At 74.3% G+C, this 12,275-nt stretch carries 10 protein-coding genes; 6 read left to right on the forward strand and 4 right to left on the reverse strand.

Features of this window, described 5'->3' with window-relative positions:
• The first annotated feature begins 50 nt into the window (after positions 1-50).
• The 4 genes from mtrB to raiA all read left to right on the forward strand — a co-directional run bounded on the left by mtrB (position 51) and on the right by raiA (position 5,082).
• Positions 51-1,685 (forward strand): MtrAB system histidine kinase MtrB, encoded by a 1,635-nt coding sequence (gene mtrB / locus O7633_RS26500; RefSeq protein ID WP_282328653.1) that lies wholly within the window; start codon positions 51-53, stop codon positions 1,683-1,685.
• A complete protein-coding gene (locus O7633_RS26505) occupies positions 1,682-3,496 on the forward strand; it encodes an LpqB family beta-propeller domain-containing protein (protein WP_282324325.1) in 1,815 nt (604 codons plus the stop codon). The genes mtrB and O7633_RS26505 overlap by 4 nt, the downstream gene beginning before the upstream one ends.
• Positions 3,496-4,200 (forward strand): ComF family protein, encoded by a 705-nt coding sequence (locus O7633_RS26510; RefSeq protein ID WP_282324326.1) that lies wholly within the window; start codon positions 3,496-3,498, stop codon positions 4,198-4,200. Before O7633_RS26505 ends, O7633_RS26510 begins: the two co-directional genes overlap by 1 nt.
• A 252-nt stretch (positions 4,201-4,452) precedes the next feature.
• Positions 4,453-5,082, forward strand: a complete 630-nt coding sequence (raiA, locus tag O7633_RS26515; RefSeq protein WP_074478460.1) for a ribosome-associated translation inhibitor RaiA — start codon at positions 4,453-4,455, stop codon at positions 5,080-5,082.
• A gap of 58 nt (positions 5,083-5,140) precedes the next feature.
• Here raiA and O7633_RS26520 read toward each other — a convergent pair whose 3' ends face one another.
• Together O7633_RS26520 and O7633_RS26525 are read right to left on the reverse strand one after the other, a co-directional pair.
• Positions 5,141-6,265 (reverse strand): GNAT family N-acetyltransferase, encoded by a 1,125-nt coding sequence (locus tag O7633_RS26520; RefSeq protein WP_282324327.1) that lies wholly within the window; start codon positions 6,263-6,265, stop codon positions 5,141-5,143.
• The gene (locus tag O7633_RS26525) at positions 6,262-7,464 is read right to left on the reverse strand and encodes a GNAT family N-acetyltransferase (protein ID WP_282324328.1); all 1,203 of its coding nucleotides are present in this window, start codon (positions 7,462-7,464) and stop codon (positions 6,262-6,264) included. The genes O7633_RS26520 and O7633_RS26525 overlap by 4 nt, the downstream gene beginning before the upstream one ends.
• Before the next feature lie 162 nt (positions 7,465-7,626).
• Here O7633_RS26525 and secA point away from each other — a divergent pair, with 162 nt between their 5' ends.
• Positions 7,627-10,536: a preprotein translocase subunit SecA gene (gene secA, locus O7633_RS26530; protein ID WP_282324329.1), complete on the forward strand. Its 2,910-nt coding sequence runs from the start codon at positions 7,627-7,629 to the stop codon at positions 10,534-10,536.
• Positions 10,537-10,606: 70 nt separating this feature from the next.
• Here the strand turns inward: secA and O7633_RS26535 are convergent, their stop codons facing one another.
• Together O7633_RS26535 and O7633_RS26540 are read right to left on the reverse strand one after the other, a co-directional pair.
• Positions 10,607-11,209, reverse strand: coding sequence for an Rv3235 family protein (locus O7633_RS26535; RefSeq protein ID WP_282324330.1), 603 nt, complete (start codon positions 11,207-11,209; stop codon positions 10,607-10,609).
• A 99-nt stretch (positions 11,210-11,308) separates the two neighbouring features.
• Entirely contained in the window at positions 11,309-11,536 is a 228-nt protein-coding gene (locus tag O7633_RS26540; protein ID WP_007074927.1) for a helix-turn-helix domain-containing protein, read from the reverse strand.
• 203 nt (positions 11,537-11,739) lie between these two features.
• Here O7633_RS26540 and O7633_RS26545 point away from each other — a divergent pair, with 203 nt between their 5' ends.
• Positions 11,740-12,249 carry a hypothetical protein gene (locus O7633_RS26545; protein ID WP_282324331.1) on the forward strand — a complete coding sequence of 170 codons (510 nt, stop codon included), beginning with the start codon at positions 11,740-11,742 and terminating at the stop codon, positions 12,247-12,249.
• The last annotated feature ends 26 nt before the right edge of the window (positions 12,250-12,275 follow it).

The raw sequence follows: 12,275 nt of genomic DNA on the forward strand, positions 1-12,275 counted from the left end.
GGCGCGTGTCGTCCGGGCGGGTGGCCCGGCTGCTGGCGGGCCTGCACCAGATGTGGCGTCGCTCGCTCCAGCTCCGGGTGGTGACCATCACACTGGTCACCTCCAGCCTGCTCGTGGGCGGGTTCGCCTACCTCATCGCCGACAAGATCACCAACATCCTGCTGGAGAACGCCGAGACCGACGTCCGGCTGCGGCTCAGCAGCGGCAGCGACTACGCGGCCAAGCAGTTCAGCCTGTTCAGCCAGGCGCAGGAGGCCCAGCTCCAGGACACCATCGACGGCACGGTCAACTACCTGGCCGGCGGTGACCCGCAGCAGACCAGCGGGGTGGTGGTGGCGATCACCGCCGACAACTACACCGGGATCATCGAGCCGCGCTTCTCGCCCGACGTCGACGTCCGGCCGCTGATCAGCCGGGAGCTGCGGGCCACCGTCGCCGACGGCAACATCGCCAGCCAGATCCGCACCGGCCGGCTCACCGGCGACACCACGAAATACCTGGTATACGGCTCCCCGGTGCCGACCCGGTTCGGCCAGGTGGAGCTCTACTACCTCGTCCCGCTGACCCGGCAGGACGCCACGGCGACCGACGCCCGGGCCACCGTGGTGGCCACCGGGGCGGCCCTGGTGCTGCTGCTCGGCCTGCTCGCCGCCCTGGTGACCCGGCTGGTGGTGACGCCCGTGCGGGTGGCCGCCCGCACCGCGCAGCGGCTCTCCGCCGGCCTGCTCGACCAGCGGATGGTGGTCAACGGCGAGGACGACCTGGCGCTGCTGGCCGCCTCGTTCAACCAGATGGCGACCAACCTGCAACGGCAGATCCTGCGGCTGGAGGAGATGTCCCGGTTGCAGCGCCGGTTCACCTCCGACGTCTCGCACGAGCTGCGCACCCCGCTGACCACCGTCCGGATGGCCGCCGACCTGATCTTCGCCGAGCGCGACGAGTTCGAGCCGGCCGTGGCCCGCAGCGCCGAGCTGCTCCAGGCCGAGCTGGACCGCTTCGAGGAGCTGCTCACCGACCTGCTGGAGATCAGCCGGTTCGACGCCGGGTTCGCCATGCTCGACGCCGAGCCGACCGACCTGGTCCCGGTCGTGCACCGGGTCGCCGACCGGCTGGCCGGGCTGGCCGAGCGGGTCGGCGTGACCATCGACCTCGACCTGCCGGACGCCCCGGTGATCGCCGAGGTCGACCCGCGCCGCGTCGAGCGGGTGCTGCGCAACCTGGTCGGCAACGCCGTCGAGCACGGCGAGGGCAAGCCCGTCCGGATCACCCTCGGCCACGACCGGGCGGCCGTCGCGGTCACCGTCCGCGACCACGGGGTCGGCCTCAAGCCGGGCGAGGAGAAGCTGGTCTTCAACCGGTTCTGGCGGGCCGACCCGTCCCGGGCCCGGCAGACCGGCGGCACCGGCCTCGGCCTGTCCATCAGCCTGGAGGACGCCCGGCTGCACGGCGGCTGGCTGGAGGCGTGGGGCGCGCCCGGGCAGGGCGCCCAGTTCCGGCTCACCCTGCCGGCCCGGGCCGGCGACCGGCTGACCACGTCGCCGCTGCGACTGGTGCCCGCCGACGCGACCCTGCCCTTCGGCGGCCCCCGGGCCGGCGGGCTGCTCGCCATCGGCCCCGGCCCCGGCGGCGCCCTGGCCATCGGGCCGGCGGCGGGGGCCGAGGACCGGGCGGAGGTCGGGTCGTGACGCGCCGCCGGCTCGCCGGGCTGCTCGCCGGGGCGCTCCTGCTCGCCGGGGCGACCGGCTGCGGCATCCCCGAGCGGTCCGAGGTGAGGGTGGACGGGCAGGTCACCGCCGCCAAGTCCGGCTCGTCGAGCTTCCGCCGGGACGAGCCGCCGAACCGGCTCGCCAGCGGCACCGACCGCGCGGCCTTCGTCACCAACTTCCTCTCCGCCGCGGCCGGCGAGGCGGACCGCGCCTACTACCGGGTCAAGCAGTTCGTCGCCCCCGAGGGGCGCAGCCGGATCCAGGAGAAGCAGCCCAGCGAGGTGGCCCTCACGGTGGTCCGGCTGCGCGAGACACCCGTCATCACCGACAGCACCGACGGCACCCGGGTCACGCTGCGGGTGCAGCAGATCGGCCTGCTGCGCGCCGACGGCACCCTCATGCCGCCGGTGGCCACCGAGACGGAATACCGCTTCGAGCTGCGCGCCGCCGCCCAGGAGGACAAGCCCGACACCGGCTGGTACGTCGCCGACCCGCCGCCGAACGTGCTGCTGCTCAGCGACCAGGCGCTGCGCCAGTACTACCAGACCCACATCGTCTACTTCTGGAACACCGGCCGCACCCAGCTGGTGCCCGACCAGCGCTACCTGCCGCTTGCCGTGCCCGACGAGCGGCGGGTCACCGAGGTGGTCAAGTGGCTGACCGCCGGGCCGTCGGAGTGGCTGGGGCCCGGCACGAGCCGGCTGCCCGACGGCACCCGGCTGATCAACAACGCGACCGGGGCCGACGGGCGGTGGGAGGTCAACCTCGACATGCCGGTCGACGCGGACGACCGGCGGGTGGAGGAGTTCGTCGACCAGCTCGCCTGGTCGCTGCCGGAGCTGGACGGCCAGCTCGAACTGCGGATCCACAACCAGACCCGGGTGACCGTGCCCGACCTCGGCCAGCGGCGGCGGGACCGGCCGGCGTACCCGCTCGGCGGCAACCCGCAGCGGTTCTGCGTCTACGACGGCGCGGTGCACCCGCTCGACTTCGGCGGCGGCGAGCCGGTCGACGCCGTTCCGGTCACCGAGGCCGTCAACAAGGGCGTCGTCTCGGCCGGGTTCAGCCGCTCCCACGACGAGATCCGCGCCGCGCTGGTGACCGCCGGGGCGGACAAGCGGCAGCGGCTGGTGGTCGGCGTAGGCGCGGCACCGGTGTCGATCGTCCAGCGCGGCACCCGCACGTTCGCCGCGATGGGCCAGCCGGTGTGGCTGCGCTCGCCGGCCCCCGACCGGCCGCAGGGCCTGGTGGTGGCCGACGGCACGCTCTACCGCTTCGACTCCGGCGCCCAGTTGCGGGCCGTCCCGCTGACCGCCGAGGGCAAGGTGACAGCGGTGGCGACCTCGCTCGACGGGCACCGCATCGCCGTCATCGTCGGCGGCGCGCTCTACGTCGCGGCGGTCAACCTCAACGGCGGCGTGGTCTCCGTGGGCCCGGCCCGCCGGCTGGCCACCTCGCTGACCGACCTGTCCGCCGTGGACTGGGCGGGGGAGAACACCCTGCACCTGGCGGGCTCCGCCGGCCGGCCGGCGATCTACGACATCAGCGTGGACGGGGCACTGGAGACGCCGCTGCGCCGGGACGTCGGCGCGCGGGTCAGCCACCTGTCGTCGTACCCGTTGAACGCGGTGGCGCCGTTCCCCAACGGCAACCTGATGTACGAGGCGAACGGGGTGGCCTACCGCAACAGCCCGTTCGACACGATCAAGCGGGACGAGGTGCGGGACGTGACCCCGCCGGCGGCCGGGGCGCAGGCCGGCAACCCGACCGCCCCGTTCTTCCTCTACTGATGCGCCTCTGGGCGGACCTGACCGACCTGGTGCTGCCCGTGGAGTGCGCCGGTTGCCGGGAGCGCCGGGCGGCCCGGCAGGGGTTCTGCGTCGACTGCGTGGCGACCCTGGCGGCGCTGCGCCCCCGGCCGGTACGCCCCACCCCCGCCCCGCCGGGGCTGCCCCCGTGCGTGGCCCTGGGCCCCTACGGTGGGGCGCTGCGCGAGGCGCTGCTGGCGTACAAGGAACGGGGCCGGCACGGGCTGGCCCGGCCGCTGGGCGGGCTGCTCGCCGAGGTGGTGGCCGACGCGGTCGGCGCGGCGCGGCCGGTGCTGCTGGTCCCGGTGCCGGACACCGCGGCGGCGGCCCGCGCCCGCTACGGCGACCACCTCGGCCGGCTGGCCCGGCACGCGGCGGCCCGGCTCGCCGGGGCCGGCTGGCCCGCGCGGGTGGTCCGGCCGCTGCGGGCGCTGCCCCGCCCGGACTCGGCCACCCTGGACAGCGCGGGTCGGGCCCGGGCGGCGGAGTCGGCGTTCCGGGCCCGGCCGGGCGCGGCCGCGCCCCGGGTCCGGGCCGGCTCGCCGGCCCCGGCGGTCGTGCTGCTCGACGACATCGTCACCACCGGAGTCACCCTGGCCGCCGCCTCCCGGGTGCTCACCGCGACCGGCCTGTCGCCGACGGTGGCCGCCGTCCTCGCCGCCACCGAGAAACGCCGCCTTCCGTGACCCAGCGTGTTTCTGATTCACCCGACCGTGTGTGAGCTGTGAAAATTCTGAGGCTTTGCGCGTTGGGGGGTGACTGCCGGGCGAACAGGGGTTAGCGTTTTCGTGTCGGGGGTAGGAAGGCATTCCCACCCACCCCCGGCGGTGAGAGGAGGCGTAGCCGCACTGACCCGGTCGACGCCGAGCGTGGGGTCTCCCAGAAGGCGAGCCGGCCGGGATTTCCGGATCGAAGACCGTCCGAACAAGGGAGGTCACGTGGACATCGTGGTCAAGGGCCGCAACGTCGAGGTCCCGGATCATTACCGGGTGCACGTAGCCGAGAAGCTCGCAAAGATCGAGCGTTACGATCACAAGCTTATTCGCGTCGATGTCGAGTTGTTCCACGAGCGCAATCCGCGCCAGTCCGACCATTGCCAGCGGGTCGAGATAACGTGTGTTTCCCGTGGTCCGGTGATTCGGGCCGAGGCCTGCACCGACGATTTCTACAGCGCGCTCGACGCCGCGATCGCCAAACTGGACAACCGGCTGCGCCGCGCGGCGGACCGCCGCCGGGTCCACCGGGGGCGGCACGCGCCGATCTCCGTCGCGGCGGCCACGGCCGACCTGCCGGTCGCCGACCTCGGCGCGCCCGTCGCGGCGCTCGACGGCGTCGGCACGGCCACGGCCGTCGCCGAGCGGTTCGAGGAGGAGCCCGACGACCAGCCCTGGCACATCGCCCGGGCGAAGGTCCACCCCGCCGAGCCGATGACGGTCGACGACGCGCTGTTCCAGATGGAACTGGTCGGGCACGACTTCTACCTGTTCCACGACAAGGAGTCCGGCCGCCCCAGCGTCGTCTACCGGCGACACGCCTACGACTACGGCATCATCTCCCTCGACACCTGACCACCCGATCCGACGACCGCCCCGCTGACCCGGCCACGGGCCAGCGGGGCGGTCCCGTTCAGCGGGGCTCGTCGGTGGCGAGCCGGGCGTACTGGACCGAGTCGACGCGGGTGCCGTCGGGGCCGGGCAGCCGGCCGCGCAGGAGGCCCTCCCGGGTGAAGCCGGCCCGCGCGAGGACCCGCTGCGAGGCCGCGTTCTCCGGCCGGGTGCCCGCCCAGACCCGGGCCAGCCCCACCCCGTCGAACGCCCACCCGGTGACCAGGCGCACCGCCCGGGTGGCCAGCCCCCGCCCCCGCCCGGCGGGCAGCAGGCTGAAGCCGACCATCGCCTGCCCGGTCGCCTGCTCGTCGTGGTAGAGCATGCACCCGCCGGCCAGCTCGCCGGTGTGCGCGTCCACGATGGCCAGGTCGGCCGCCTCCCCGGCCAGCCAGCGGGTGCCGGCCAGCCGGCACCGCCGCTCGACCTCGGCGGGCGTCGGGGCGCGCGGCGGCACCCGGTTCGCGACGACCTCGGGCAGGCTGTGCAGCGCGAACAGCGCCCCCGCGTCGTCGGGCCCGACCGGGCGCACGGTCACCACGCCGTCGGTGAGCCGCCCGCCGGGCAGGTCGGGCAGGAGGCGGGTCGTCGGGCCGGGCGGGTCGTCGGCCAGGCGTACCCAGCAGACCAGGTCCTGCCGGCCGCCGCCGCGCGCCAGGTTCGCCGCCCGGCGTACCCCCTCGTGCCGGAACCCGGCGGCGAGCGCGACCCGCTGGCTGGCCGTGTTCTCCAGGTGGGTGAGCAGCTCCAGGCGGGCCGTGCCGTGCGCGAAGGCCGCCGCCGCGAGCGCCCGGGTCGCGGCCGTGGCCACGCCGCGGCCCCGCGCCCACGGCGCGACCCAGTAGCCCAGCTCCGCCTGCTCCCGCACCGGCACCAGGTTGCCCAGGCCCGCGCCGCCGAGCAGCCGGTCGGTGGCCGGGTCCGCGATCGCGTACGAGGCCCCGCCGGCGGCCCAAGCCGCCGCGACGCCCTCCGTCACCCACCACCGGGCGTCGGCCTCCGTGTAGGGGCTGGGCATGCCCGAGATGAACCGCTGGGTGAGCGGGTCGACGCAGGCCGCCGCGACGTCCGGCACGTCCGCGAGGCGGTACGGCCGCAGCCGCACCCCGTCGCCCTCGATGGTGTCGGGCAGGCGGGGCGCGCTCATGCCCCGCTCCCGGTCGGCCTGGGCGTGGTCGCGGCGAGGTCCCCGGGCAGCAGCGACGCGACCCACGCGTCGGCGCGGCTGCCGGCGCGGGTGGGCAGGAAGCCCCGGGCGGTGCCCTCCATGGTGAACCCCGCCTTCTCGGCGACCCGGCGGGAGGCGGTGTTGCCGACGAGCGCGCGCCACTCGACGCGGGCCAGGCCGAGGGTGGTGAAGCCCCAGGCGGCCAGGGCGGTGGTGGCGGCCGGCATGTATCCCCGGCCCCGGGCGTGCGGCGCGGTCATGAAGCCGACCATGCCCTGCACCGGGTCGGCGGCGGCGATCCGCAGGTCGACCGAGGCGACGTACCGGTCCTCGCCGTCGGCGACGGTGAAGTATCCGCCGGTGCCGCGCGCCCAGGCCGCGTCGGCGACGTCGCGCCTGAACCTCGCGGCGTCCGCCCGCTCGTACGGGGCCGGCACGGTGGTCCACTTGACCGTGTGCGGGTCCCGGCAGGTCTCGGTGATCGCGTCGAGGTCGCCCTCCTCGATCGGCCGCAGCCGCAGCTCCCGCCCGGCGACGGTGGCGAACAGGGTGGGCTGCTCCCGGCCGAAGACGCCGGCCCGGCGGGCGTCGAGGGTGTCCGGCCCGGCGGGGCCCGCGTCGCCCGGCGCGGGCAGGTCCTCGGGGAACAGGGAGCCGACCCAGCCCTCCCGCCGCCCGCCCGGCGACGGGTCGGCCAGCCGCAGCTCGCCGGAGACCCGGAAGCCGGCGCGCAGCGCGGCCAGCCGGGAGGCGTGGTTGCCGATCTCGGCCTGCCAGATCAGCCGGCGCAACCCCAGCGCGTCGAACGCCCAGCGGGCGACGGCCCGGGTGGCCCGGGTGGCGACGCCCCGGCCCCGGGCCCACGGCGCGACCCAGTAGCCGACCTCGCCGGAGTCCGTCGTGCGGTCCACCGAGACCAGCCCGCACGAGGCGAGCAGCTCGCCGGTGGCGGCGTCGCAGACGGCGAACGGCGCGCGGGTCCCGGCCCGCCAGTCCCCGGCGCTGATCTCGCCGACGAAGGCGCGGGCGTGTTCCGGCAGGTACGGGCGCGGTACGGTGGTCCAGCGCTGGATGTCCGGATCCTGGCAGGCCCGGTGCACGGCGTCCGCATCGGCCGTCCGCCAGGGTCGCAGCAGCAGGCCGTCCTCGGTGAGCTCCACGGGTTCCACCCGAGCCATCGTGCCGGATCTTTCGCGCTGGGCGTAACCGGATATCCCGCCGCCCGGCCGGCGGTCGGAGTGTTATGTCGGTTTCTCGCCGATCAGACCGCCGCCACCAGTGACCATCGGGCCGACGGAGCGCCTACGATGGGTCGAGACTGTCTAGGGGAGCGTTGATCCGTGTCGATTCTGGAAAAGGTCCTCCGCGCGGGCGAGGGCCGCATGGTGCGCCGGCTGAAGGCCATCGCCGCCGCCGTCAACTCGATCGAGGACGACTACGTCAACCTCAGCGACGACGAGCTGCGCGGTCTCACGGACCAGTACCGGGAGCGGCTCGCCGACGGGGAGACCCTCGACGACCTGCTGCCGGAGGCGTTCGCCACGGTGCGCGAGGCGGCCGCCCGGGTGCTCGGCCAGCGGCCGTACGACGTGCAGGTGATGGGCGGCGCGGCGCTGCACTTCGGCAACATCGCCGAGATGAAGACCGGTGAGGGCAAGACCCTGACCTCGGTCATGGCGGTCTACCTCAACGCGCTGTCCGGCAAGGGCGTGCACGTGGTCACGGTCAACGACTACCTGGCCCAGCGCGACGCCGCCTGGATGGGCCGGGTGCACGAGTTCCTCGGCCTGACCGTCGGCGTGGTGCTGCCCAACCGGCCGGCGAGCGAGCACCGCGCGGCCTACGAGTGCGACATCACCTACGGCACCAACAACGAGTTCGGCTTCGACTACCTGCGCGACAACATGGCCTGGTCGAAGGACGAGCTGGTCCAGCGCGGCCACAACTTCGCCGTGGTCGACGAGGTCGACTCGATCCTGATCGACGAGGCCCGCACGCCGCTGATCATCTCCGGCCCGGCCGAGCACTCCGCCCGCTGGTACGGCGAGTTCGCCAGCGTGGTGGCCCGCCTCCAGCCCGGCAAGGACGGCGAGGGCGACTACGAGGTCGACTACGCCAAGCGCACCATCGCGGTGACCGAGCGCGGCGTGGCGAAGGTGGAGGACCGCCTCGGCATCGACAACCTCTACGAGTCGGTCAACACCCCCCTGGTGGGCTACCTCAACAACGCCATCAAGGCCAAGGAGCTCTACAAGCGCGACAAGGACTACATCGTCAGCGACGGCGAGGTCCTGATCGTCGACGAGTTCACCGGCCGCATCCTGCACGGCCGTCGCTACAACGAGGGCATGCACCAGGCGATCGAGGCCAAGGAGGGGGTGGAGATCAAGCAGGAGAACCAGACGCTCGCCACGATCACCCTCCAGAACTACTTCCGCCTCTACGAGAAGCTCTCCGGCATGACCGGCACGGCCCAGACCGAGGCGGGCGAGTTCAACAAGGTCTACAAGGTGGGCGTGGTGACCATCCCCACCCACCGGCCGATGGTCCGGCAGGACCGGGCCGACGTCATCTACAAGACGGAGAAGGCCAAGTTCAACGCCGTCGTCGAGGACATCGCCGAGCGGCACCAGGCCGGTCAGCCGGTGCTGGTGGGCACCGTCTCCGTGGAAAACTCGGAGATCATCTCGCAGCTGCTGCGCCGCCGGGGCATCCCGCACTCCGTGCTGAACGCCAAGTTCCACGCCCGCGAGGCCGAGATCGTCGCCCAGGCCGGGCGCAAGGGCGCGGTCACGGTGGCCACCAACATGGCCGGCCGGGGCACCGACATCCTGCTCGGCGGCAACGCCGAGTTCCTCGCCGCCAACGAGCTGCGCCAGCGCGGCCTCGACCCGGCGGAGAACGAGGAGGAGTACGCCAAGGCGCTGGAGGAGGTCCTGCCCAAGTGGAAGCAGGCCTGCGACGCCGAGGCGGAGGAGGTCGCCGCCGCCGGCGGGCTCTACGTGCTGGGCACCGAGCGGCACGAGTCCCGGCGCATCGACAACCAGCTGCGTGGTCGCGCCGGCCGGCAGGGTGACCCGGGCGAGTCCCGCTTCTACCTGTCGTTGCAGGACGAGCTGATGAAGCGCTTCCGGGCCGGGGCGGTCGAGGCGGTGATGGACCGCTTCAACATCCCCGAGGACGTGCCCATCGAGTCGAAGATGGTCACCCGCCAGATCAAGAGCGCGCAGGCCCAGATCGAGGGCCAGAACGCCGAGATCCGCAAGAACGTCCTGAAGTACGACGAGGTGCTCAACAAGCAGCGCCAGGTCATCTACGCCGAGCGCCTGCGGGTGCTCAACGGCGAGGACCTCTCCGACCAGGTCCGCAACATGATCGACGACGTCGTCGGCGCGTACGTCGTCGGGGCCACCAGCGACGGGTACGCCGAGGACTGGGACCTCGACCAGCTCTGGGCCAGCCTCAAGCAGCTCTACCCGGTGGGCGTGACCCTGGACGAGCTGGAGGAGGAGCTCGGTTCCCGGGCCGGCATGGACCAGGACTTCCTGGTCGCCCGACTGAAGGACGACGCGCACGCCGCGTACGACCGGCGCGAGGAGCAGCTCGGCGCCGAGGGCACCCGTGAGCTGGAGCGGATGGTGCTGCTCCAGGTCATCGACCGCAAGTGGCGCGAGCACCTCTACGAGATGGACTACCTCCAGGAGGGCATCAGCCTGCGGGCGTACGCCCAGCGCGACCCGGTGGTGGAATACCAGCGCGAGGGCTTCGACATGTTCGCCACCATGATGGACGGCATCAAGGAGGAGACGGTCGGCTTCCTCTACAACCTGGAGGTGCAGGTCCAGGAGGCCGAGCCCGAGGCCGAGGAGGTGCAGCTGCTGGAGAAGCCGGTGGAGATCAAGGCCAAGGGTCTGGGCCGCGCTCCCCAGCAGCAGGGCCTGCAATACTCCGCGCCGACCATCGACGGCGAGGCGGGGGCCGGCGCGGTCGCCGTGGAGCGGCCCGAGGAGCAGGCCCCGCCGGTGCGCAAGCCGCGCGCGGCCCGGCCGACGCCCCCGCCGGCCCCGGAGCCCCAGCGCGCCCCGGCGGCGTTCGGTGGCAGCGGGCAGGCGACGGCGGCCAGCTCGGCCCGCCGGGTGGCACCGGGTCAGGCCGACGCGTCCGGCAACACGTCCCGCAACGCGCCCTGCCCGTGCGGCTCCGGCCGGAAGTACAAGCGCTGCCACGGCGCCGCCAACGGCGGCAACTGACCCACCGCGACACCGACGGGCCCCGGCGTTCTCGCCGGGGCCCGTCGGTGTCGGTGCCGGCGACCTGCGGTCAGAGGACCTGGAGGGCGGTGCAGAGCCAGCGCCCCCGGCGGTGCTCCAGGCGCAGCGCCATCGCCCAGGTGCGGCCGGTGGCGGCGGTCAGGACGGCGGCGGCCTCCACGGCAGCCGGGCGGGGTTCGCAGACCCGCAGCCGGCGCAGCCGCACGGCGGGGCGGGTGGAGCGACGGCGCACCGGGCCGGTGTGTGCGGCGGCCGTGGCCAGCTCCTGCGCCACGTCGGCTGCCCGGCCGGGCTCGGTGAGCGGGCGGATCTGCCCTGGCGGCCGGTAGCCGTTGACGATCTCCAGGCAGGTGGCGACGAAGCGTTGGGCCGCCCGGGTCGCCTCCGGGGTGGCGGTCACCAGGGCGGACGGCCGTGGGGCGGTCGGGTCGGCCCGGCCGGGGCCGCCGGGGGCGGGGCGCGGGTCGTGCGGCCGGCTCGTGGGGCGGTGCGGGGCGAGCCGGTGCGCCTCGAACAGGTCGAGGGCCAGCTGGGCGGCGACCGGGCGGGGGAAGCCCTCGGCCGGCTCCTCGACGAAGGGCGGGTCGAGCGGCGGCGCGGGGCGGACCCGCACCGGGGGTCGGACGGGCCCGGGCCGGCGGGACTCGATCATCGCAACCCCCGATGCTTGCGTTTGCCTTCGTTTGCCTCCGACAGCCTCGATTCTCGGCCACGCAGCGGCCCCGGTCAATGGCGCGGGGTGCGGCGGAGGCTACTCGGGGTCGCGGTCGGTCAGCGGGTTGCCCCGGACCCACTCGGCGGTCTCGGCGTACTTGCGCTGGATGTACTCCTCCAGCCGGGCCCGCTCGACGCGCCACTGCCCCCGGCCACCGATCTTGATCGCGGGCAGCTCGCCGCTGCGCACCATGTGGTACACCTGCGAGTCCGACACGTTGAGCTCGGCGGCCACGTCGGAGAGCAGCAGGAACCTCGGCTCCACGGAATCTCCCGGGGTTGGGATCGTTTGCTTCAGTTTGCCACCTGCTGCCGACGACGCCGCCCCACGCCGGTCGACGCGCCGCCCGGCCGGCCCGCGCGGCAGCTTCCCGCCGGCCGGGTGCGCGGTGTATGACGGTCACGGCGTACGGCATGATCGGCGCCCGGGCCCACGCACGTCGGCCCGGAGGCGGAGGGAGACCACCGGTGAACGACGAGCTTGTCCGGGTGTACGTGCCGGCGATCGTGCCCATGCTCGCCCGCCTGCCCGAGCAGGGGCTGCCCGAGACGGACGCGCACGCCGTCACCCCCGCCCTGCGCGAGTGGTACGCCGAGGGCGACGAGGAGGAGCTGGAGTACGTCGCCTTCACCCGCGCCGCCCAGGACGCCCTGCTCCTGCTGCGCGACGACCCGGCCGCGCCCCGCCGCCGGGTGGTGATCTCGGTCGACGTGCCGGCCGCCGCGCTGCGCCGCACCGACGACGTGCTCGGCTCCAGCGCCGTCCGGCTGGTGCGCCCGGTGCCGGTGTCGGCCGTGGCCGCCCTGCACGTGGACGGCGACGCCGCGGTCGCCGACGTGTCGGCCGCCGCCGACGTGGCCGCCGAGGCCCTGGCCGGCGACACCGACGCCCAGTTCACCGTCGACGGCGCGGAGGACCACGAGCTGGAGTGGTACGACGTCACCGAGCTGGAGCAGCTCCTGCGCGTCGCCTCCTGACCCGCGCCCCGCCGCCCTGCCGCCGA

This window comes from Micromonospora sp. WMMD712, from assembly GCF_029581295.1.
In the GTDB taxonomy this organism is placed as follows: domain Bacteria; phylum Actinomycetota; class Actinomycetes; order Mycobacteriales; family Micromonosporaceae; genus Micromonospora; species Micromonospora carbonacea.

Bases quoted from the DNA above. Each gene is read 5' to 3' on its own strand.
- mtrB (WP_282328653.1), top strand. From the start codon at position 51: ATGTGGCGTCGCTCGCTCCAGCTCCGGGTGGTGACCATCACACTGGTC.
- O7633_RS26510 (WP_282324326.1), top strand. From the start codon at position 3,496: ATGCGCCTCTGGGCGGACCTGACCGACCTGGTGCTGCCCGTGGAGTGC.
- O7633_RS26520 (WP_282324327.1), bottom strand. From the start codon at position 6,265: ATGAGCGCGCCCCGCCTGCCCGACACCATCGAGGGCGACGGGGTGCGG.
- O7633_RS26525 (WP_282324328.1), bottom strand. From the start codon at position 7,464: ATGGCTCGGGTGGAACCCGTGGAGCTCACCGAGGACGGCCTGCTGCTG.
- O7633_RS26535 (WP_282324330.1), bottom strand. From the start codon at position 11,209: ATGATCGAGTCCCGCCGGCCCGGGCCCGTCCGACCCCCGGTGCGGGTC.